17 protein-coding genes are annotated in these 21564 nt (G+C 69.8%); 10 read left to right on the forward strand and 7 right to left on the reverse strand.

Features of this window, described 5'->3' with window-relative positions; all coding sequences use genetic code 11:
* Positions 1 to 28: 28 nt before the first annotated feature.
* Entirely contained in the window at positions 29 to 1207 is a 1179-nt protein-coding gene (locus ABD999_RS30740) for a glycosyltransferase (RefSeq protein ID WP_271278785.1), read from the reverse strand.
* Between the two features lies 1 nt (position 1208).
* Positions 1209 to 2744 carry an L-tyrosine/L-tryptophan isonitrile synthase family protein gene (locus tag ABD999_RS30745; RefSeq protein WP_271278784.1) on the reverse strand — a complete coding sequence of 512 codons (1536 nt, stop codon included), beginning with the start codon at positions 2742 to 2744 and terminating at the stop codon, positions 1209 to 1211.
* Positions 2745 to 3014: 270 nt separating this feature from the next.
* Here ABD999_RS30745 and ABD999_RS30750 point away from each other — a divergent pair, with 270 nt between their 5' ends.
* Together ABD999_RS30750 and ABD999_RS30755 are read left to right on the forward strand one after the other, a co-directional pair.
* A complete protein-coding gene (locus ABD999_RS30750) occupies positions 3015 to 3977 on the forward strand; it encodes an ATP-grasp domain-containing protein (protein WP_271278783.1) in 963 nt (320 codons plus the stop codon).
* On the forward strand, positions 3967 to 4866 hold the full coding sequence (locus tag ABD999_RS30755; RefSeq protein ID WP_271278782.1) for a pyridoxal-phosphate dependent enzyme: 900 nt from the start codon (positions 3967 to 3969) through the stop codon (positions 4864 to 4866). The genes ABD999_RS30750 and ABD999_RS30755 overlap by 11 nt, the downstream gene beginning before the upstream one ends.
* Positions 4867 to 4868: 2 nt before the next feature.
* Here the strand turns inward: ABD999_RS30755 and ABD999_RS30760 are convergent, their stop codons facing one another.
* Together ABD999_RS30760 and ABD999_RS30765 are read right to left on the reverse strand one after the other, a co-directional pair.
* Positions 4869 to 6158 (reverse strand): phenylacetate--CoA ligase family protein, encoded by a 1290-nt coding sequence (locus ABD999_RS30760; protein ID WP_271278781.1) that lies wholly within the window; start codon positions 6156 to 6158, stop codon positions 4869 to 4871.
* 5 nt (positions 6159 to 6163) lie between these two features.
* Positions 6164 to 6337, reverse strand: coding sequence for a hypothetical protein (locus ABD999_RS30765; RefSeq protein ID WP_187280999.1), 174 nt, complete (start codon positions 6335 to 6337; stop codon positions 6164 to 6166).
* A gap of 141 nt (positions 6338 to 6478) precedes the next feature.
* On the opposite strand from ABD999_RS30765, the gene ABD999_RS30770 reads away from it, so the two are divergent.
* Positions 6479 to 6949 (forward strand): S26 family signal peptidase, encoded by a 471-nt coding sequence (locus tag ABD999_RS30770; protein ID WP_271278780.1) that lies wholly within the window; start codon positions 6479 to 6481, stop codon positions 6947 to 6949.
* On the opposite strand, the gene ABD999_RS30775 is transcribed toward ABD999_RS30770, so the two are convergent.
* Together ABD999_RS30775 and ABD999_RS30780 are read right to left on the reverse strand one after the other, a co-directional pair.
* On the reverse strand, positions 6871 to 8757 hold the full coding sequence (locus ABD999_RS30775) for an ABC transporter ATP-binding protein (RefSeq protein WP_271278779.1): 1887 nt from the start codon (positions 8755 to 8757) through the stop codon (positions 6871 to 6873). The two genes, ABD999_RS30770 and ABD999_RS30775, sit on opposite strands and share 79 nt — an antisense overlap.
* Positions 8758 to 8868: 111 nt before the next feature.
* On the reverse strand, positions 8869 to 9036 hold the full coding sequence (locus tag ABD999_RS30780) for a hypothetical protein (RefSeq protein ID WP_187280998.1): 168 nt from the start codon (positions 9034 to 9036) through the stop codon (positions 8869 to 8871).
* Between the two features lie 356 nt (positions 9037 to 9392).
* Between ABD999_RS30780 and ABD999_RS30785 the strand changes: the two genes are divergently transcribed.
* The 5 genes from ABD999_RS30785 (at position 9393) to ABD999_RS30805 (ending at position 18261) form a co-directional block, all read left to right on the forward strand.
* Complete coding sequence (locus tag ABD999_RS30785) at positions 9393 to 12404, forward strand: AfsR/SARP family transcriptional regulator (protein ID WP_271278778.1); 3012 nt, start codon at positions 9393 to 9395, stop codon at positions 12402 to 12404.
* 147 nt (positions 12405 to 12551) lie between these two features.
* Complete coding sequence (locus ABD999_RS30790; RefSeq protein ID WP_271278777.1) at positions 12552 to 13157, forward strand: M15 family metallopeptidase; 606 nt, start codon at positions 12552 to 12554, stop codon at positions 13155 to 13157.
* A gap of 157 nt (positions 13158 to 13314) precedes the next feature.
* Positions 13315 to 14871 carry a M23 family metallopeptidase gene (locus ABD999_RS30795; protein ID WP_271278776.1) on the forward strand — a complete coding sequence of 519 codons (1557 nt, stop codon included), beginning with the start codon at positions 13315 to 13317 and terminating at the stop codon, positions 14869 to 14871.
* A gap of 45 nt (positions 14872 to 14916) precedes the next feature.
* Positions 14917 to 16551: an FG-GAP-like repeat-containing protein gene (locus tag ABD999_RS30800; RefSeq protein WP_271278775.1), complete on the forward strand. Its 1635-nt coding sequence runs from the start codon at positions 14917 to 14919 to the stop codon at positions 16549 to 16551.
* Between the two features lie 117 nt (positions 16552 to 16668).
* Positions 16669 to 18261 (forward strand): FG-GAP-like repeat-containing protein, encoded by a 1593-nt coding sequence (locus ABD999_RS30805; RefSeq protein WP_271278774.1) that lies wholly within the window; start codon positions 16669 to 16671, stop codon positions 18259 to 18261.
* Between the two features lie 13 nt (positions 18262 to 18274).
* Here the strand turns inward: ABD999_RS30805 and ABD999_RS30810 are convergent, their stop codons facing one another.
* Positions 18275 to 19192 (reverse strand): CAP domain-containing protein, encoded by a 918-nt coding sequence (locus tag ABD999_RS30810; RefSeq protein WP_271278773.1) that lies wholly within the window; start codon positions 19190 to 19192, stop codon positions 18275 to 18277.
* Between the two features lie 215 nt (positions 19193 to 19407).
* Here ABD999_RS30810 and ABD999_RS30815 point away from each other — a divergent pair, with 215 nt between their 5' ends.
* A complete protein-coding gene (locus ABD999_RS30815; RefSeq protein ID WP_271278772.1) occupies positions 19408 to 20598 on the forward strand; it encodes an NAD(P)/FAD-dependent oxidoreductase in 1191 nt (396 codons plus the stop codon).
* Between the two features lie 10 nt (positions 20599 to 20608).
* On the forward strand, positions 20609 to 21547 hold the full coding sequence (locus ABD999_RS30820) for a sigma-70 family RNA polymerase sigma factor (protein WP_219547926.1): 939 nt from the start codon (positions 20609 to 20611) through the stop codon (positions 21545 to 21547).
* The last annotated feature ends 17 nt before the right edge of the window (positions 21548 to 21564 follow it).

Consider the following 21564-nt stretch of genomic DNA (forward strand, 5'->3'; position numbering starts at 1 on the left):
GACTCCCCTGCCTGTACGTCGAGCTCGCTCAGGCGGTCAGCCCGAGGTCCCGGTGGACGATGCGCTCGATGGCGCCGGCGCCGTCGAAGTCCAGCTCCGCACGCCGATCGGGTACGCCACGGCCGATCGAGCCGATGGCCCGGGCGAACATCCCCGGCAGTTCGGAGAGGTCGAGCGACACCTCGAGGTCCACGAACTGCCGCAACCGGGCCGCATGACGGTATTGCTCATCGCGCCGATCCCTCCAGAACGGGAAGCAGAGAATGCGGGCGTTCCCCTGCAGCGCCTCCAGCAGCGAGTTGTAGCCGCCCGAGGAGATCACCAGGTCCGCGCCGGCGTGGAGAAAGGGCATCTCATGGGTCTCCTTGTGGAGGCGCAGGTTGCCTGTTTCGACGAGGTCGCGGTGCCGCCGCGGCCAGGCGATGTTCGACCGGGGCCCCCGGACGATGTCGAAGGTGACGTCCGGGTACGCGCGGACGAGCTCCAGACAGCCCTCGATCAGCGGCTCGCCGAGCTGGCCGCCGCCGGCCGAGGCGACCACCCAGAGGTCGCCGTCCTTCAGGCCGCGGTCCTCGCGGACCGTCTTGACCGTGTCGTGCGGCACGCCGTCCGCGACATAACCGGTGTGGACCGTCTTCTCGCGGATCGCGGGCCCGAGGTTGTACTGCGCCGCGAAGTCGAAGACCTTGCGATCGGTGGCGACCAGGATCCGGTGATAGTACGCGTCCAGATACCGGCCGGCCTTCCCGCCGAAGACCAGCCGGCGCAGGTTCGCGGTCTCGTTCAGCACGCCTCTCGTCACCAGGTACTTGAGGCATCGCGTGTCCTCGATGACCTCCGCGAGCTCCTCCCCCGCGCCCAGCGGAAGATGGTCGACGAAGATGACGTCGGGCTCGAACGCCTCCACGACCGCCGTCAGGATCGACTTCCGCAGCCGGACGGCGCCGGCTTCGTCCAGGACGACGAACGGCCGCCGGTCCCAGTAACGCGCCTTGTCCTCCAGGAGGCTGTCCCAGCTCGGCAGGTGGACGTACTCGCACTCCTCCGGCACGAACCAGTGCGCCGCTGACCGGTGACCGGTGACGATGAGGCACGAAAGACGCCCTTGGAGCCTTCTGGCCAGGCAACCGAGTCTTCTCAGATGCCCGATGCCGGTGCCCCTGTCGTAGACGAAGAAGATCGCCCTCTTGCCCGGGCGGTTCGACACGCTAGTTCGTCCTCCTGCGTACGAGTGACCTCCGGACGACGGCGAGGAAGTCGTCCATGTCGGCGAACGTGACGTCCGGGTAGATGTAGAAGAGAGGCTGGCCGGCCAGGGCCAGCGCGTCGTCCACGCCGCGCACGCGCACCGGGATGGCGCCGGCTCCCTCCAGGGCGAGGACCGGAAGGGTGCAGAGCTTGACGTCCTTCCTCCTGGTGAGCTTGAACACCGCGGCGCCCGCCCACGCCTGGACCCTGATCCCGGCGGCGATCGGCGTCGACAACGCCAGCTGGCCCGCCTTCGCGTGGATGGTCCAGCGAAGATGGCCTGGCAGACAGGTCAGTATGGGGTCTTCCGCGAGCTCCCGGTCGCTCTTGATCTCGGCCATGTAGTCGATCGCACAGGCCCAGGACTCCCTCAGCATCATCTGCCTCAGGCGCTCCTTCACCCGATCCGTGGGCGCGAGCCCCGCGCGGGCGTCGATGCGGACGCCGGCGAGTTCGTCGGGCGGGATCGCCACATACGGTTCGAAGATGTGCGCTGTCAGGTCGCGGTAGAGAGCGTGGCGGGCATCGGCCGGCAGGGGGTCGAACATGGTGAGCGAGTCGTATTTGATCGTGTAGATCAGGGATTTCAGCAGGGAGACGAACCGGCCCTCGGCATTGGCGTATTCCGGATCGGGCTCGACCCGGGCGGCCATGGTCATGGCGGACACCATGTCGTTCGGATCGAATACCGACCACAGCACCCGGCCGTACTCCGTGCGCGCTCCGGCGGCGATCGCGCTTTTCCGCCGCCGGTCACCGGCCGGCATCGAGTCCCGGAGCAGCGACCGGTAGTCGAGGATGGTGATGTGCTCGTCGAGCCGTAACCGTTCGACCCAGACGCCCAGACGATTCCAGTAGCGCTCGACGACGCTGTCCGGCTCGTTCACGAGCTTGTTGTAGCGGCTCCCGTCGGAAACGACCGTGAATCGCGCCAGAGGCCCTTGGAGATCAGGTCTCGCCGCCCGATAGATCTGCTCGACCGTCGACACGATCTCGTTGAGACCGAGGAGGAAATTGAGCTCGGCCAGGTCGGGCAGCCGGCCGCGGGTCTTGAGTGGTGAGGAGAATTTGAACGGCAGCGCCGGAATGACCATCTCGATGGGAGAACCGGCTTCGACCCGCTCCGCCACGGTGCCGCACAGCAGCTCTCTGGAGCAGCTCCGCAACGGCTCGGCGCGATACTGCCGGTCGAACATGACTTCCGTGATGACCTGAGCTGTTCCGACCTGGCGTGGATCGGCCAGCCCGTAATCCTGGTAATTATCGCGCGCCCTCGACCGTGCGGCGGCGGCCCGATGCCCGGAGAAGACGTCGCAGGCTTCACGCAGGGCGGGAATCAGCCGGTCGTGGACGGCCTCGGCGTCGATATGCAGCGTCTTCGCGACGAACCGGTCCTCGTCGTAGAGTTCGAGCCGCGGATCGCCGGCGAGTTCGTGCATGAAATGCGAACTGATCACGGCCTCTTGGATCTTGTCGAGGCCGACCTGGTAGGACACCTGTTCCGGATAAGGAGCCCGGGGAAACTTCATGGCGCCAGATCGCCGCATATCCAGTCCATGTGCCGACGCCCCCTCAGCTAATACCGGCCACCTCGACGGGGCCTCGGTGCTGAAATGTCTTTCGGGACCATCCGCCGCGGGCGGAACATGGCTGAACCACTACTATCACAGCCCTATCCGGCCAACAAGCAGTCATTTCCGTGGCCGCGCCGCTCCGAGATCATCCGAACGGCCCGGCCGTTGACGACGGCCCCGCGAGATCGGTTCATGTCGCTTGACGTGCGCGAAGACGTGTGTCGATACTGCGATATGCGGAGCTTCGACCAGGTGGCCGTCTACGAACACAGGGCCTGGAAGGGGTTCCTGCTTCCGGCCGTTCTTCCGGGCGCGCGCCGCATCACCGCCGGCCTCGGAGAGGGATTCCAGGATGTGCTTTCACGAATACCGGCCGGCTGCCGGTTATTCGTGTTCCATATCAACCTGACGCTTTCCGCCCGGGTGCCGTTCGACCGGGAAAAACTCGTCGGAGAACTGCGGGCCCGAGGCGTCACGGTTCGAAACGCCGGGATCACCGACATCTCGAAGCGCGCCGTCCAACGAGCCTGTGCCCGGGCCGGGGTCGCCACGGCCACGGCACCCCGCCAGGGCGATCCCGGCGAACCGCTGCTGGTCAAAACGAACTGCAACTACCACGGCGTTCGAGAATGCGAACTGACGCTTCCGCAGCGGCGAATGCTCGGATACGAGGCACCGCACGACATGCCGTCCTCCAGAGCGGAGGGCGAATATCGGGTGATGAGGCGCGACGAAGTTCCCCCAGCAATCTGGGCCTCGCCGCACTGGGTCGTCGAGCGGTACATCACCAATGCGGCCCATCGTTTCCATCGTGTCTATCTCGCGGGTGAGGCCATGGTCGTGTCGCGGGTGCACGACTCGGCGGTCTTCAAGAAGATGCCGGTGGGCATCACGCGCGAGAGCTACTACCTGAAGACGTCCGACGCCGGCCGCCCGGCGGCGCTCCCGGCGGACGTCGGCGCCGTCGCGGCGATGTCCGCCCGCGTCTCGGACGCCGCGCGGGTGGAGTACGGAGCTTTCGACGTGGTCAGCGATGATCACGGCGGTCTCTACCTGATCGACGTCAACACGACGCCCTCCTGGGGCGACGGAGGACATCCCGACCTGCTCGCCTATCTCGGGGCGGGTCTCGTACGGAATCCCGATGGAGGATAGGCGGGAGACGCCGCTGATCCGGCTGCCCTGCCTGGAGGAGCGGCTGCGCCTGCCCCACGTCTATGCCAAGTGCGAGATGGGGAACCCGACGGGGACGCACAAGGACAGGATCGCGGGCGGGCTGGTGCTCGCCGCGATCCGCGACGGAGCGGCCGGCGTCACGGCCGGCAGCTGCGGCAACCTCGGGGTGGCCCTGAGCCGGGCGAGCCGCGCGCGCGGACTGCCGTGCACCGTCTTCGTGCCGATCCGGTACCACCACACCCGCTCAGAAGAGATGACCGGCCTCGGAGCCGTGGTGATCGCCCAAGGGGACAACTACGAGGCGGCGGTCAGGGCCAGCCGGAGCTTCGCCAGGAAGCGCCGGCTGTTCGACGCCAACCCCGTCGGCCGTGGGGGAAGGATCGCGATCCTGGCGTACGGGGCGATCGTCGACGAGCTGATGGCGCAGTGCCCGGTGCCGCTGGGGTCGATCTGGCTGCCCGTCGGCAACGGCACGTGCGCGGCCGGGGTGCACGCCCGGCTCCGGCACCATGGCGTCGAGGTGCGCATCGGCGTGGTGGGAAGCGCCGGGAACACCGCCCTGACGGCGAGCCTCGCCAGCGGCCGTCTGGTCGAGCTGGACGCGGCGCGGCTGCTGGAGACGGAGGTGAACGAGCCGCTCGTCAACTGGTCCTCGTTCCATGCCCGCGAGGCGATGGACGCGGTCCTGGGCACGGGGGGCCACTTCTGCGACGCGACGGACGAACAACTGGTCCTGGCCAGTGACGGCATGTTCAGGCACGCCGGTCTCCGCGTGTCCCCGGCGGGCGCGGCCGGTCTGGTGGGCCTGCGGGCCTTCGCCTCACAGCTCGACCGGGCGTCGGCGCACGTGGTGGTTCTCACCGGTTGAGCTCACAGGAACCGCCGGAGCTTGCCGCCCGGCAGGTTGATGGCCGGGACGTTGACGAGCTCGAACCTGGCGCCGGGGAAGCGCCCGCGCAAGACCGCGGCCAGGGCGGTGTCACCGCCGGGCCGTCCCACCCAGGAGATCACGATCCGATGGTCCTCTCCCGGCGCGACCTGGAACTGCTTCACCGGAGGATCGGCCGCCGCGACCGCCGCGCCGATCTCCTCGGCGGTGATCGAGCCGGTGCCGTCCCCGTAGGCGGCCCGCTCGCGTCCGGGCATGGCGACGATGGTCTGGCCGTCGTGGCCGCAGCCGCACTCGCCCGAGGTCACCGTCGCCCTGTCGCCGATGCGGTAGCGGATGAAGGCGTGGCGCCAGTTGAGCGCGTTGGTGATCAGCAACTGCCCCGTCCCCGTCGGGCCGAGGCTTCCGTCGCCCGCCTCCACCTCGACCGTCAGATGATCCGTCACCACGTGCATGCCGGTGCGATGCCGGCACTCGTACGCGATCAGGCCCGCCTCGCTGGCGGCGTACGCGTCGAGCACAGAGCATCCGAGCCCGGCCTCGATGCGCGCGCGGTCGTCGGGGTAGAGATTCTCGCCGCTGCACACGACGTAGGCCGGCGCGATGCGCCCGCCTCCGTCGTGCGCGCCGTCCAGCTCGATGAGATCCAGCAGCACCGAGGGCTTGGCGTGCAGCAGGGCGATCCGTGCGCGGCGGAGGTGCTCGACGAGCGCGACGTCGGTCATCTCGTCGCGGCCAAGGATCAGCCTCCGCAGGATCGCGCCGTCAAGGGCGGGCATCACGACCGAGGTACGGAGATCGCGCGGTGAGTCGGAGATCACGAAGACCGAGGGTTCGCCCGGGACCAGGGACGAGAAGAAGGCGGGCAGCACCGTCGAGAAGCGGAGGTAGCTCGCGTGGTTGAGATCGAAGAAGCTCGGCAGGTCCCAGGCGACGCGAAGGGTCCGGCCGAAGGTGCCGTTCGTGGAGATCCGGAGGAACTCGCCGCGAGGATCCTCGAAGTCGGTGCTGATGAAGTCGAGGCGCCTGTCGTCGTGGTCGGCCCGATCGATGACCGGGAACCGGTCCAGATCCCGCACCGCGCCCTGGAAGAGGTTCCGATAATGGGGGACCGCGGCCGAGCACTCCGCCAGGAACGCCCGCTTCAGGTCTCGGCAGGTCAGCCGTTCCACCCACAAGGGGTACGCCTCGAGTGCCAGTCCGAGATTGACGCGGGCGTTCTCGCGCGAAGTCTCGTCCGCGGTGAGATCGTCTCGCTGGATCGCCGGCATGTGGCTCAGCACATGAGCAGGATCTGGATCCCCCGCGCGCATGCCAGTCGCTCGTCGGCGATGTCGTCGATGTGCCGGCGCAGTGCGGCGCGGACGTCGTCGACCGTGCCGAGATGCTCCTCGGCGACCTCGATCACGACCCTCTGCTTCGCGCCCGCTGTCGCGTAACTGTCGTTCATGTCCCCTCCCCCATCATGGAGATGACGCTGGCCGCGCCCCTCTATGGCTTTCTGTGCGGCGAGCGTAACACGGGGTGACATGGCCGATCCGCCAACCTTTCGTGTGGCGCCACGCGGGGGTCCGGCACGTAGGGTGAGCGCGTGTGGTACTTAGTGATCTTGTCGGCGGTGATCGCCGGCGGTCTCGCCGTCGCCCGGCGCCGGCTGGTGATCGTCCAGGTGACGGGGCCGAGCATGCTCCCGGTGTACCGCTCCGGAGATCGTGTGCTCATCCGCCGCGTGGCCGGTTCGAGACTCAGGCGGGGTCAGGTGGTGGTCTTCGAATCGGCGCTGGAAGGCCGGTGGCGCACCGGCCCGCTGTCCGCCCCGAAGGACTCGAAGTGGCTCATCAAGCGGGTGGCCGCGCTGCCCGGCGATCCGGTGCCGCCGGAGGTCACGCACGCGGTGAACGCCCCGGAGGGGGCGCTGGTCCCCGAGGGGCGGCTGGTCGTCATCGGCGACGGCCCGGCGAGCGCGGACTCGCGGAACTGGGGCTATCTCCCGGCGGACCGGGTGCTGGGCGTGGTCGTGCGCAGGCTCTCCCCCGCTGAGGGGTCCGGCGTGAGCTCGTAGCCGCTGGCCTGCAGGCCGAACAGCCGCGCGTACGTCCCTTCCATCGCCATGAGCTCGCCGTGGGAACCGCGTTCGGCGATCCTCCCGTCGCTCAGCACGACGATGAGGTCCGCGTCCCGCAGCGCTCCCAGCCGGTGTGAGATCAGGACGCTGGTACGGCCCGCCCGATGCCGGCGCAGTCCCAGGTGGACGGCGTGCTCGGCCTCCGCGTCCAGGCCGGAGCTCGGCTCGTCGAGGATGAGCAGATCCCGCCGGTGGCGCATCAGGGCGCGGGCCAGCGCCAGCCGCTGCCACTGCCCGCCCGACAGGGTCACCCCGGCCTGGCGCTCGTCGTCGTCGCCGAAGAAGATCCGGCTGAGCAGCGTGTCGTAGCCCCTGGGCAGCGTGTCGAGCGTGTCGTGGATCCCGGCGCGCCGGGCGGCGGCCCGGACGGGCTCCGGATCGGCGCCCGCGGCCAGGTCGCCCAGCATGATGTTCTCGCCGGCGGTGAGGTCGTACGCCATGTAGTCCTGGAACACCGCGCCGACCCGGGCGCGCAGGTCGTCCGGGTGCACCTCACGCAGGTCCACGCCGTCCCAGTGGATGGAGCCGCGGACCGGGTCGTACAGCCGGCACAGCAGTTTGACCAGGGTGCTCTTGCCCGCCCCGTTCAGGCCGACGAGGGCGACGGCCTGGCCGTGCGGGATGAAGAGGTCCACGCCGCGCAGCACCCAGGGGTGCTCGTCGTCGTAGCGGAACCACACGTCACGCAGTTCGATGCCCGTTCGCAGCGGGGGCAGCGCGGCGGGCTCCGGGGCCACCGGGAGACCGGGCCCGGCCCGGACGACGCCGATGTAGTGCCCGAACATCAGCAGGGCGTTGTGCGCGCCCGCCCACTGGCTGACGATCGCGGTCAGGGCCGTCTGCACCCCGGCGACGGCGGCGACGAACACCGAGACGTCCCCCACGCTCAGACCTCCCGCGGCGGCGGCGAGCACGGCCCAGATCAGGCCGCCGGCCGCGACGGCGGCGCCCAGCAGGGACAGCAGCCCCTGGCTGTGCAGCGTCCGCCGGTCCAGATCCCGCTCGGCCTCGTTGACCGTCCCGAGCTCCGTGAGCATCCGGCCGCGCAGGAAGTCGCCCAGCCCGAACAGCCGCACCTCCTTGGCCGCGTCGGGGCTGGTGAGAAGGGAGCCGTAGAAGAGCTGGCGGCGCGTGTTGGTGCTGATGCCCCACATCATGCGGGCCCTGCGGCGGCTCAGCGCGAGCTGGACCCGGGCCGACGGCAGGGCGGCGGCGATGACGACGACGACCATGACCGGGCTGAGCACGGTCAGCGTGACGACGAACCCGAACAGCGTCAGGATGCCCTGGCAGATCGCCAGGGACGAGCCGACGATCTGCTGCGGAGCGTTCTGGCCGGCCTCATGGGCCAGCCGCAGCTCGTCGTGGAAGGCGGGGTTCTCGAAGCGGCTGAGCCCGGGGTCGGCGTTGACGGCCTGGAACAGCCGGTCGTAGATCAGCGTCTGCAGCCCCCGGTGCAGCTGTCCCTTGAGGTAGTCGGAGACGTGCGGCAGGACGACCAGGGCCAGGCCCGCCACCCCGAGTGCGGCCGCGAGCGGGAGGAGGACGCCCTGGCCCCCGCCGTCCGCCAGCCTGTCGAGGACCAGCTTGGTCAGCCACGCGGTCACCACCGGCGCCGCCCCCATGAGCAGCACCGTCGCCAGCGAACCCGTCAAGGCGGCCGGCTGCGCCCGCCAGGCCAGCTCGACCGCCACCCATCCGCGGCGGAACAGGGAGACCCCGGCGGGACCTCCGGCACCCCTCACGTGATCACCGCTCGGCCGGCGCTGGCGAGGCGGGTGACGACCATCGGCGCCGGCCGGCGCGAAGCCGACCGGCGCACGTACCGCATGACGATCACTCGGCGAGGACCTCGATCAGCGCCAGGGGGTGCAGGCCGTGTAACCGGCGGCGATGCAGCACGTCCTGCGGATGGTGTAGCCGACGAACTTCGTCTCGTCCCAGCAGGTGTCCGCGGCGGCGGAGGTCTTGGGCAGCAGCTTGTCGAGCAGCCGGTCACCCAGCTTGCCCAGGGAACGGATCATGAAATCTCCTCTGTCGAGCCCCGTAAGAGGTCATGCCGGAGCGGTGATCATTACTTGCCGGCGCCTGCAACCTATGCGGACCAAGATCAGAAAATAATGATCAAGATCGTCATATCAGACGATTCCGCTTTGATGACTTTTGCTGTTGACAGATTTTTCCGGGTCCGTCAGCATCACTGACCTGCTCGATCCGCCGGCTCTGGACGCGGGTGCCCGGCCCGCGACGCATTCCGTGAGCGTACGAGCAGGTTTGTGACAGCATGGGGGCGCACCTCGATCTTCCCGCCCTCGCCTGCCACATGGCACGGTGCGGACCTCTGAACGGCTGCGGTCAGTCACGAAGCTGGGAGAGCTCGATGGAATTTCGGCTGCTCGGGCCCGTTGAAGTCTGGAACGACAGGCGCCAGGTGTCTCTCGGGGGGACCAAGCCCCGGACGCTGCTCGTGGCGCTCCTCCTCGAACCGGGCAGGGTGGTCACCAGCGAGCGGCTGGTCGAGGCGATCTGGGCAGAGGACCCGCCGGCCACCGCGAAGGGGATCCTGCACACCTATGTGGCCTCGCTGCGCCGGGCGTTCGCGGCCGCGGGGCTGCCGCCCGTCATCATGTCCCACCGCGTCGGCTACCTCGCCCAGATCCCGCCGCGCACTCTGGACAAGGACCTGTTCGAGCAGCATCTGGCCGAGGGGCGCGGCGCCGCGCGGAAGGGCCACCACCGGGAGGCGTCGGCCTCCTTCCGGGCCGCGCTGTCACTCTGGCGCGGGACGGCGCTCGGCGGCATCGGCGACTCCTTCCTCCGCGCCGAGGCGGACCGGCTGGAGGAGCTCAGGCTGGCGGTCATCGAGGAACGGGTCGCCGCCGACCTGGGAGCGGGCCAGGACCAGCAGCTCATCGAGGAGCTGACAGAGCTGGTCGCCCTGTATCCGGGACGCGAGCGCCTGCGCCGCGACCTCATGGTGGCGCTCTATCGCTCGGGCAGGCAGGCCGACGCCCTGGCGATGTACCAGCACGGCAGGCAGGTCCTGATCGAAGAGCTGGGCATCGAGCCGGGGCCGGAGTTACGCGAGACCCAGGCGGCCATCCTGCGTTCCGACACCACGCTGCTGCACAGGGCGAAGGCCGCCGCCCAGCTGCCCCGCCAGCTGCCCTCGCCCGTGCCCGACTTCACCGGCCGCGCCGAGGAGATGGCCCGGCTGAGCGGATATCTGACCGGCCCGGACGCCGTGCCGCTCTGCGTCATCTCCGGGCAGGGCGGCGTCGGGAAGTCGGCTCTTGCGCTGCAGACGGCGTACGAGGTCGCCCCCCACTATCCCGACGGGCAGCTCTACGTCGAGCTGCGCGGCACGACGGAGGCGCCCGTCACCCCGGAGGAGGCGCTGGGGCGGCTCCTGCGCGAGCTCGATCAGCCCGGCACGCCGATACCCGCCGCTCTGGAGGAGCGCGCCGCCCGCTACCGCACGCTGCTGGCCAGCCGGCAGAAGCTGATCGTGCTGGACGACGCGGTGTCCGAGAGCCAGGTGAGACCGCTCCTGCCGGGCGGCAGGGGATGCGCGGTGATCATCACCTCGCGCAATCGGCTCGCCGGGCTGGCCGGCGCGGCGTTCGTCGATCTGGGCCTGCTGCCGCGGGAGTCCGCGTTCGAACTGCTGTCACGGATCAACGGTCCCGAACGGATCGCCGGCGAGTCGGACGCGGCCTGGCGCCTGGTGAACCAGTGCGGTGGCCTGCCTCTCGCCCTGCGCGTCGCCGGGGCGCGACTCGCGTCGCGCCGCCAGTGGTCGGTGGCCCGGCTGGCCGACCGGCTGGACGACGAGCACCGCAGGCTGGACGAGCTCGCCGTCGGGGACCAGGCGGTACGCGCCAGCATCGGCCTGAGTTACCAGCTGCTGCCGCCGCTGGCCAAGACCGCGCTGCGCCGGCTCGGCCTGCTCGGGATGCCGCACTTCACCGTCTGGGTGGCCGCCTCCGCCATGGAGGAGAGCCTCGACGTCGCCGAACAGGCGCTGGAGCAGCTGGTCGACGCCTCCCTCGTCGACCTCGTGGACGCGGATGCGACGGGCCAGGTCCGCTACCGGCTGCATGACCTCACCCGGCTGTTCGCCAAGGAGCGCGCGGCGGCCGAGGAGACGGAGGAGGCGTGCGCGGCCGTGGTCACCCGGGTGCTGGGCGGGTGGCTGTGGCTGGTCGAGCAGCTGAGCGAGGCCCTGCCCACGGGCATGATCCCGATGCGGGCCACGACCGGGCTGACCCACCCGGTCGACGCCGAGGTGGTGCGCGCGGTGCTCGCCGACCCGCACGCCTGGTTCCGCAGAGAGGAGGAGTCGCTGATCGTCGCCGTCGAGCTCGCGGCGGCGATGGACCTCGACGAGATCGCCGTCGAACTGGCCTCCGCGTTGTCCGCCGTGGCCTTCGAGGGCAGCCAGTATCTCTTCGACAACCCGTTCGCGGCCTGGCACCGGACGCACCAGGCCGCCCTCGCCGTGGCGCGGCGGATGGACAACACGCTCGGCGAGGCGAAGCTGCTCGCCGGGCTCGGCCAGCTCTCCTACGAACGCGACTCCTTCGCCGAGTCGCGCGAGTATCTCAGCCAGGCCCTGCCGTTGTTCCGCGCCGCCAAGGACACCAGGGGCGAGGGCACCACCCTCGCGGCACTCGGCGCCGCCTGCCGCGAGCAGGGATATCTTCCTGAGGCCCTGCACTTCCTCGGCAAGGCGGAGGAGCTGTGGGACGACCTCGCCGACTCGGCGGCCGTCGCGCACATCAAGCGGCTGATGGGCACGGTCCACCTCGAACGGGGAGACTACGCCGCGTCGTGGGCCTGTCTCACCGCCGCGCTAACGCTCTACCAGCAAGGCGAGAACCGCCGCGGTGAGGGGCTGACGCTGCGCAGCATGTCGCTGTACCACCGCGCGCGAGGCGAGCTCGACAGCTCGGAGGCTCTGTGCGAACGGGCGCTGGCGATCTTCGAGGACCTCGGGGACCGTCTCATGGTGGCCTACTGCCATCGTTCCCTGGCCAAGACCCGCGTGCGGCTGGAGAGATACGACGAGGCCCGCGAACCGCTGGAGGAGGCGCTGGTCACCACCCGCACTCTCAGCGACCGCTGGGGCGAGGCCTGCACCCTGCGCACCCTGGGCGAGCTCTATCTGGCCGAAGGGCGGCTCTACCAGGCCAAGAGCCACCTGGAGGAGTCGCTGCGGCTGTGGGAAACGCTGAACATCGCCCTGTTCCGCGCCCGTACCCTGCGTGACCTCGCCCTGGTCCACCAGGCCCTCGGCGACGACGCGACCGCCGAGACCATCCGGTCGGAGGCCGTGGAGGTCTTCCAGCTGTACGGCGCCCGCGAGTACGGCGAATCCCGCTCGCTGTAATGATCTGTAACGCCGCTACAGCGCTTTTGGAGCACCTGGCCGCACCATGGTGACCTGGCGTCTCACGCGGAGCGCCGACGGTCCATCACGAAGGCTTGCATGACTGAGATAGTGCTTCTATCGGACAAGCGAATCGCCGAGACATCGGTGAGGGAGTGCGGAGAACCCCTGCTGGATCTCCGCACCGTGGAGGCGCTCCAGCTTGACCTGAGGCTGGCCGACCCGGCCGGCGCCTTCGCACACGTACGGGTGAGCGTGGCCGACCGGCTGGTCGCGGCGCAGACCCGGCTGCCCCGCGGGCTACGCCTGCTGATCGTCGAGGGCTACCGCCCGCCCGCCCTGCAGAGGCGGTATTTCGCCGACGCCCTCGCCCGCCACCGGGCCGCGCACCCCGAATGGGACGAAGGCCGCGCCCGGATCGAGACCAGCCGGTACGTCGCACCACCCGAAGTGGCCCCGCACACCACGGGCGGCGCCGTCGATTTGACCCTGTGCACCGCCGACGGCGTCGAGCTCCCGATGGGCACATCGGTCAACGCCACTCCGCCGGAGAGCGACGAGGCCTGTTACACCGCCTCGGCGGACATCTCCCCGGAGGCGAGAGAGAACCGCCGGCTCCTGTCCGCGGCCATGACCTCCGCCGGGTTCGTCAACTACCCGACCGAGTGGTGGCACTGGTCCTACGGCGACCGCTACTGGGCCTTCAGCGCCGGGGCACACCACGCCACGTACGCCACGACCGACGCGCTGTGAGTTCGCGGCCTCTCGATCGGCACGGTCGTACCGCCTCACGGTAGGCGCCGTTCCTCGTTCACGGGGCTGTGGCGTCGTCTGGAGGGAAGTTACAGCGGATTTGCAGGGCCCGCCGGGAGTCTGTCGACATCCGATCGATGCTTCCCCGGAGGATCTCGTGTCCCAGTCCGCTGTCTTACGCGTCGCCATCACCGGCACGCTCATCGCCTTAGGCATGGTCACCACGGCGAGCCCCGCCCTGGCGGCCCCCAACCTGCACCTGCCCTTCCCGTGCGGCCAGCAGTGGCGGCTGGACACGTGGGCGCACGCCCCCGCGCTCGACATGGTCAAGGAACCCGACCAGCACGGCACCGACGGCGCCACGTTGGTCGCCCCCGCCGCCGGGACGGTGAACCAGTCCTTCTACCACAGCAACGCCGGCAACGTCATCCAGATCAACCACGGCGGCGGCTACTTCACCACCTACCTCCACCTGGAGTCCCGCGCCGTCTCCGTCGGCGCCAGGGTGAGCATGGGCACGACGATCGGCCGGGTCGGCAAGACCGGCCCCACCTCCAACGGGCATCCGCACCTGCACTTCGAGCTCGGCTACGACGCCGACGGAAGCGGTTCGGCCAGCTGGGGAACCGCGGGCTCCGAACGGGTCAGGCCCACCTTCAACGGTGTGACCTACGGCGGGTCGAACGGCCAGACCTGGCGCAACGTCACCAGCCGCAACTGTTCGTCCCCCGGACTCGACGCTCCGGCGATGATGCGTGACGACGGCGACGGGTCCATGACGATCTACCGGTGGACCTCCAGCGGATCGGCTTTCGGCCGCGCCTCCGACTACACCTCCGGCGGTTGGACGATGTCCAACACCGGGGATCGGGTGGCTTCCGGGGATGTCGACGGTGACGGCAAGGACGACGTGGTCGCCGCGTACCAGAACTCCGACGGGACCTTCAGCTACCACGTGTGGAAGAACGGGGTGTCCTACGCCGGTAAGTGGTACACCTCCGGGCCTTACGCCCTGGGTCCGGTCGGTGGACGCCTGGTCGTCGCCGACTTCAACGGTGACGGCAAGGCAGAACCGGCGATGATGCGCGACGACGGCGACGGATCGATGACGATCTACCGGTGGACCTCCAGCGGATCGGCTTTCGGCCGCGCCTCCGACTACACCTCCGGCGGCTGGACCATGTCCAACGTCGGGGACCGGGTGGCCTCCGGTGACGTGGACGGTGACGGCAAGGACGACATCGTCGCCACGTACCAGAACTCGGACGGGACCTTCAGCTACCACGTCTGGAAGAACGGCGTCTCCTACGCCGGCAAGTGGTACACCTCCGGCCCTTACGCCCTCGGCCCTGTCGATGGACGCCTGGTCGTCGCCGATCTCACGGGTGACGGCAAGGCAGAGCCCGCCATGATGCGCGACGACGGCGACGGATCGATGACCATCTACCGGTGGACCTCCAGCGGATCAGCCTTCGGCCGCGCCTCCGACTACACCTCCGGCGGCTGGACCATGTCCAACGTCGGCAACCGCGTCGCCTCCGGCGACGTCGACGGGGACGGCAAGGACGACGTCGTCGCCACGTACCAGAACTCGGACGGCACCTTCAGCTACCACGTCTGGAAGAACGGCGTCTCTTACGCCGGCAAGTGGTACACCTCCGGCCCTTACTCCCTCGGCCCCGTGGACGGACGCCTCGTCCTCGGCAACTGGTAGCCCCAGAACCAACCGCATCTGCACTCATTCCAGGAGGAATCGACAATGCGACGCTTAACCAGACTGGCCGCCATGGCCATGCTCTTACCTTTGGGCATCGTCGGCCCGTTCGCGGCGACGCCGGCATCGGCCGTCTCGCCGGTCCAGCAGGAGCCCCCGCCCGGCGACCCGCCGCTGCCCGAGTACCCGGGTCTGCCGTCGGACGGCGCGATACGGTCGTACGCGGTGTCGACCACCCCGGTCCCCTGCGACAACAACGGCGCCGACAAAGCCCTGACCCGCAACCAGGTGATCACTCGGGCGCGCAGCTGGCTGGCCGTGGGCGGCGTCCCCTACAGCCAGGTGAGGTGCTATCGCAACTCGTACGGCGACTACCGCACCGACTGCTCCGGATTCGTCTCGATGGCGTGGGGGCTCGGCGGCTCCGGGAGCGCCTTCTGGACCGGCAACCTGATGGACCAGGCGTTCCAGATCTCCCGCAGCTCCCTGCAGCCGGGCGACGCGCTCCTGCGGCACACCGGCAACACTTCCGAGAATCATGTGGCGTTGTTCGTCCGATGGGCGGACGGCGCCCACACGCAGCCGGTCGTCATCGAGCAGACCGGCAGCTCGGGCACCATCGAGCGCACCTGGTCCGCCAGCTACGCCGGCCTCTACACGCCCATCCGCTACGACAACATCGGCGGAGGAGGCGGGACCGAGGAGCCGGCGATGATGCGCGACGACGGCGACGGGTCCATGACGATCTACCGGTGGACCTCCAGCGGATCGGCCTTCGGCCGCGCCTCCGACTACACCTCCGGCGGCTGGACCATGTCCAACGTCGGCGACCGGGTGGCCTCCGGTGACGTCGACGGGGACGGCAAGGACGATGTCGTCGCCGCGTACCAGAACTCCGACGGCACCTTCAGCTTCCACGTCTGGAAGAACGGCCTGTCCTACGCCGGCAAGTGGTACACCTCCGGGCCTTACGCCCTGGGTCCGGTCGATGGACGCCTGGTCGTCGCCGACTTCAACGGTGATGGCAAGGCAGAACCGGCCATGATGCGCGACGACGGCGACGGCTCCATGACCATCTACCGGTGGACCTCCACCGGATCCGCCTTCAGCCGCGCCTCCGACTACACCTCCGGCGGCTGGACGATGGCCAACGTCGGCAACCGGGTGGCCTCCGGTGACGTGGACGGGGACGGCAAGGACGACATCGTCGCCACCTACCAGAACTCCGACGGCACCTTCAGCTACCACGTCTGGAAGAACGGCGTCTCCTACGCCGGCAAGTGGTACACCTCCGGCCCCTACGCCCTCGGCCCCGTCGATGGACGCCTCGTCGTCGCCGACCTCACGGGTGACGGCAAGGCAGAACCCGCCATGATGCGCGACGACGGCGACGGATCGATGACCATCTACCGGTGGACCTCCAGCGGATCGGCTTTCGGCCGCGCCTCTGACTACACCTCCGGCGGCTGGACCATGGCCAACGTCGGCAACCGCGTCGCCTCCGGCGATGTCGACGGAGACGGCAAGGACGACATCGTCGCCACCTACCAGAACTCCGACGGCACCTTCAGCTACCACGTCTGGAAGAACGGCGTCTCCCACGCCGGCAAGTGGTACACCTCTGGGCCTTACGCCCTCGGCCCCGTGGACGGACGCCTCGTCCTCGGCAACTGGAACTGACACCACGTCTGGATAGCAGGTCCGGGCCGGAGATGCCCGGACCTGCCCCATGCGGATGACGTCCGCCCCCGGTGCCTCCACCGACGGCACCGGCGCCTCCCCTGCGAAGGACTCCCCATGTTCAGATCTCTCATGTTCCGTGCCGGCATCACGGGCACGGCAGTCATCACCGGTTTAGCCATCTCGACGAATCCCGCTCTGGCCGATCCGACGCCCCCCATCACGGCGGCCGCGTACCAGCTCGCCCCTTGCGACCCCCGCGGCACCACCGCGCGCGACGCCAGCTTGGCCACCCAGCTCAACAGCACCCTCAACGCCAAGATGCGCGGTTACATGTCCGCCTACCGCGTCTCCTGCGCGCGAATGATCATCAAAGCCGTCCGCGACCGCGGGCTCGACCTCCGAGCCGCGGCGATCGCGATGACCACCGTCATCGTCGAGAGCAGCATCCAGAACATCAGCGAGAAGGTCGACCACACCAGCCTGGGACTGTTCCAGCAACTGGACAGCTGGGGAAGCGCCGAACAGCGCCTCGACCCCACGTGGGCCACCAACGCGTTCCTGAACAAGATGCTCCGGCTCTACCCCAACAACAGCTGGAGAACAGCACCGATCGGCGAAGTGTGCCAAGCCGTCCAGGTGTCGGCATATCCCGAAAGATACGGACAGCAGGCCGGCGACGGCCAGATCATCGCCAACACGATCTGGCCCTACGCCGGCGGAGGTGGGACCGAGGGGCCGGCGATGATGCGCGACGACGGCGACGGGTCCATGACGATCTACCGGTGGACCTCCAGCGGATCGGCCTTCGGCCGCGCCTCCGACTACACCTCCGGCGGCTGGACGATGGCCAACACCGGGGATCGGGTGGCCTCCGGGGATGTCGACGGGGACGGCAAGGACGATGTCGTCGCCGCGTACCAGAACTCGGACGGGACCTTCAGCTTCCACGTCTGGAAGAACGGGGTGTCCTACGCCGGCAAGTGGTACACCTCCGGCCCTTACGCCCTGGGTCCGGTCGGTGGACGCCTCGTCGTCGCCGATCTCACGGGTGATGGCAGGGCAGAACCGGCCATGATGCGCGACGACGGCGACGGCTCCATGACCATCTACCGGTGGACCTCCACCGGATCCGCCTTCAGCCGCGCGACCGACTACACCTCCGGCGGCTGGACGATGGCCAATGTCGGCGACCGGGTGGCCTCCGGGGATGTCGACGGGGACGGCAAGGACGATGTCGTCGCCGCGTACCAGAACTCCGATGGCACCTTCAGCTACCACGTCTGGAAGAACGGCCTGTCCTACGCCGGCAAGTGGTACACCTCCGGCCCTTACGCACTCGGCCCTGTCGACGGACGCCTCGTCGTCGCTGACCTCACGGGTGACGGCAAGGCAGAGCCCGCCATGATGCGCGACGACGGCGACGGATCGATGACCATCTACCGGTGGACCTCCAGCGGATCCGCCTTCAGCCGCGCCTCCGACTACACCTCCGGCGGCTGGACCATGTCCAACGTCGGCAACCGCGTCGCCTCCGGCGACGTGGACGGAGACGGCAAGGACGACATCGTCGCCACCTACCAGAACTCCGACGGCACCTTCAGCTACCACGTCTGGAAGAACGGCGTCTCCTACGCCGGCAAGTGGTACACCTCCGGCCCCTACGCCCTCGGCCCCGTCGACGGACGCCTCGTCCTCGGCAACTGGTAGCGGCTTCGCCGAGTCACCGGGCGGCGAAGTTCTGTGTCCAGTAGATCTGCCCCTGCGCGTTCTTGGCCGCACCCACCCCGATGAGGGTGTACGAGCAGTTCATGATGTTCTGCCGGTGGCCCTCGCTGTTCATCCAGCCCCGGACCGCCTCGGCCGCCGACCGTTGTCCCATGGCGATGTTCTCGGCCAAGGCGGAGCCGGTGAAGCCGGTCGCACGGATGCGGTCGGCCATGTCGCGGCCGTCCAGGGAGTCGTGGTCGAAGTAGTCGTTCTCCGCCATGTCGGCCGAGTGCCCGGACGCGGCCTTACGCAGCCGCGCGTCGTGCTTGAGCGGGTCGCAGCCGCCCTTGGCCCGCTCGGCGTTGGTCAGCCGGACGACCTCGTTCTCCAGCACCGTGCCGACGGACTGGACGGCCTCCTTCTTCTCGGGAGCCGGCGTCTCCCTGGTGGAAGTGGGAGTGGGCGTGGGGGTGGGCGTGGGGGTGGGCGTGGGGGTGGGCGTGGGGGTGGCGCAGGTCACCCGGGTGGCCTTGGACTTCGCGGTGCCGCCCCGGTAGTCGGTGGCGACCGTGTAGTACGTGCCCGGCTCGCAGGGCAGCTTCAGGGTGATGCGGCCCTTCCTGGTGGCGCCGCTCTTGATGACCGGATCGTCGCCGGGGACGGCGCGCATGACCCGGACGCGCAGCAGCGCCGGGTGCTCACATCCACGGCGCACGGCCGAGGCCCGGATACCGAGCGCGGAGACGCCCGGCTTGACCACGCTCACGCGGCACTCGTCCGATTCGGGGGCCGGCTCGGGAGTCGCCTCCTCGGTCTTCGCCGGCGCGGCGCCGCCCGCCGGCTCGGCCGCCTCGGGCGCCGCTCCGCTGGTGGACGGGGCGCAGGCGGTGAGGCCGGCGACCACGGCGAGTGCCCCTAGGGTTCGGCGCATGAGGGTTCCTCCAGGGGAGGGGAGACGCTGGTGGTCCCGCATTCTGCCGGTTCCGATACTGACTTGTCACGACAATACGGACATTTCACCCCGTAAGCGGTGTCCACCAAAGGTCGGGCGGTCTGTGTGACCCATGCCATACGCGGTTCCTGTCAGCAATCGGAGTGCCGCACCGCTCAAGTCACCGGAAGCAAGCGCACCGACAGGAGCACCACATGAAGCACCGCATCGTCGTCCTCGGCGCCGGCTATGCCGGGGCCTACGCGGCCGGGATCCTGGCCCGGCGGCTGTCCCCGGCGGACACCGAGATCACCGTGGTCAACGCCGAGCCGCACTTCGTCGAGCGGATGCGGCTGCACCAGCTCGCGGCCGGGCACGAGCTGGAGACCCGGAGACTCGAAGATGTCTTCGCGGGCACGGGGATACGGCTGCGCCTGGCCCGTGTCACCGCCGTCGACCCCGAGCGCCGGGTCGTCACCGTGGCCGACGCCGGCGGCGAGCTCGGCTACGACACGCTGCTCTACGCGCTCGGCAGCCACGTCGCCGGCGGCGTCCCCGGCGTGGCCGAGCACGCCTTCGACGTCACCGGCCGGGCCTCGGCGCTGCGCCTGCGCGAACGCCTGGACGGCCTGGAAAGACGGGGCGAGGGCGGGAACGTGCTGGTCGTCGGCGACGGGCTGACCGGCATCGAGACCGCCACCGAGCTCGCCGAATCCCGGCCCGGCCTGTCGGTCACGCTGGTCGCCCGCGAACAGCTGGGCGCCCGGCTCTCCGACGGAGCCCGCGGCCACCTGCGCCAGGCCTGCGACCGGCTGGGCATCACCGTCCTGGAGCACACCGGCGTCGAAGCCGTCGAAGCGGCGCGGGTGCTGTGCGCCGGCGGCACCGCCCTGACCTCCGACGCGACCGTGTGGACGGCCGGGTTCGCGGTCGGCCCCATCGCCGCCGCCGCCGGGCTGGAGGTCACCGAGGCCGGTCGGATCGTCGTCGACCGCACCATGCGGTCGGTCTCGCACCCCGACGTCTACGCCGCCGGCGACAGCGTCCACGCCGTCGGCGAGAACGGCCTGCCGCTGCCGATGTCGTGCGCCTCGGCCGGTTTCACGGGCATCCAGGCGGTCGAGGCGATCGTCGGGCGGCTGACCGGCCGCGAGGTCCCGTCGACCACGCTGAAGTACTACGGCAACCACATCAGCCTCGGGCGGCGCGACGCGATCTTCCAGCTGGTCGACGGTGACGCCCGGCCCAAGGCCTGGTCCCTGCGGGGCCGCACGGCCGCGCTGCTGAAGAAGGGCATCATCAGGAGCTCCGCCTGGAGCATGAGCCACCCGACCTTCGGCATGCCGGCCAGGAAGCGCCGCCTGGCCGCCCGGCCCGATCGCTCGGCCGAGGCCGCCGTTGCCTAGAGTCGGCCGCGTGGACGCCTTCGCCACCGAGCAGTTCGAGGCCAGCCGGTCCCGGCTGGCCTCGCTCGCGTACCGTCTGCTCGGCTCCGCCGCCGACGCCGAGGACGCCGCGCAGGACGCGTTCCTGCGCTGGCAGGCAGCCGACCGCGACCGGATCGAGGTGCCGGAGGCGTGGCTGACCAAGATCGTCACCAATCTGTGCCTCGACCGGCTCCGCTCCGCGCGGGCCAGGCGCGAGCGCGCGGTCGGCGTGTGGCTGCCCGAACCGCTGCTCAAGGGCGACCCGATGCTCGGCCCGGCCGACACCTACGAACAGCGCGAGTCGGTGTCCCTGGCCGTGCTGACCCTCATGGAGCGCCTGTCCCCCGTCCAGCGGGCCGTCTACGTGCTGCGCGAGGCGTTCTCGTACAGCCATGCCGAGATCGCCGAGATCCTCGACATCACCGAGTCCGCGAGCCAGCAGCACCTCCATCGGGCCCGGCAGCGCATCGCCGCCGCGCGCCGCGGCGGCGGCGAGATCGACCCCGAGTCCGCCCGCGGGATCGTCGAGGAGTTCCTCGCCGCCGCCGCCTCGGGCCGCACCGAGCGGCTGGTCGCGCTGCTCACCGACGACGCGACCGCGGTCTCCGACAGCGCCGGCCTGACCGAGACGCTGCTGCGGGTCGACACTGCGCGGCGCGTCGCCGCCGTCGTACGGGCCGGTCTCAGATCCACTCCCGCGAAACGGCGGCTCGCCGGCGGCACGTCCGCCATCCACTACGCGGTGGTCAACGGCGCCCCCGCGGCCCTCTTCGTGGTCGGCGACCGGGTCGTGGGCACCATGTCGTTCGACATCGCCGACGGCAAGATCGCGACCGTGCGCGGCATCGCCGCCCCCGCCCGCCTCGCCCGCCTCGCCGCGGCCTGGCGGCAGCACGACCGGGACACGCCGCTCGTCACCGAGTGGTGACCCGGCCTGAACTCCCA

This window comes from Nonomuraea ferruginea (assembly GCF_039540635.1).
GTDB classification, from domain to species: Bacteria; Actinomycetota; Actinomycetes; order Streptosporangiales; family Streptosporangiaceae; genus Nonomuraea; species Nonomuraea ferruginea.

Coding starts and splice junctions, on each gene's coding strand:
- ABD999_RS30785 (WP_271278778.1), top strand. CDS start 9,393: ATGGAATTTCGGCTGCTCGGGCCCGTTGAAGTCTGGAACGACAGGCGC.
- ABD999_RS30815 (WP_271278772.1), top strand. CDS start 19,408: ATGAAGCACCGCATCGTCGTCCTCGGCGCCGGCTATGCCGGGGCCTAC.
- ABD999_RS30780 (WP_187280998.1), bottom strand. CDS start 9,036: ATGATCCGTTCCCTGGGCAAGCTGGGTGACCGGCTGCTCGACAAGCTG.
- ABD999_RS30760 (WP_271278781.1), bottom strand. CDS start 6,158: ATGCCGGCGATCCAGCGAGACGATCTCACCGCGGACGAGACTTCGCGC.
- ABD999_RS30800 (WP_271278775.1), top strand. CDS start 14,917: ATGCGACGCTTAACCAGACTGGCCGCCATGGCCATGCTCTTACCTTTG.
- ABD999_RS30765 (WP_187280999.1), bottom strand. CDS start 6,337: ATGAACGACAGTTACGCGACAGCGGGCGCGAAGCAGAGGGTCGTGATC.
- ABD999_RS30810 (WP_271278773.1), bottom strand. CDS start 19,192: ATGCGCCGAACCCTAGGGGCACTCGCCGTGGTCGCCGGCCTCACCGCC.
- ABD999_RS30755 (WP_271278782.1), top strand. CDS start 3,967: ATGGAGGATAGGCGGGAGACGCCGCTGATCCGGCTGCCCTGCCTGGAG.
- ABD999_RS30750 (WP_271278783.1), top strand. CDS start 3,015: ATGTCGCTTGACGTGCGCGAAGACGTGTGTCGATACTGCGATATGCGG.
- ABD999_RS30805 (WP_271278774.1), top strand. CDS start 16,669: ATGTTCAGATCTCTCATGTTCCGTGCCGGCATCACGGGCACGGCAGTC.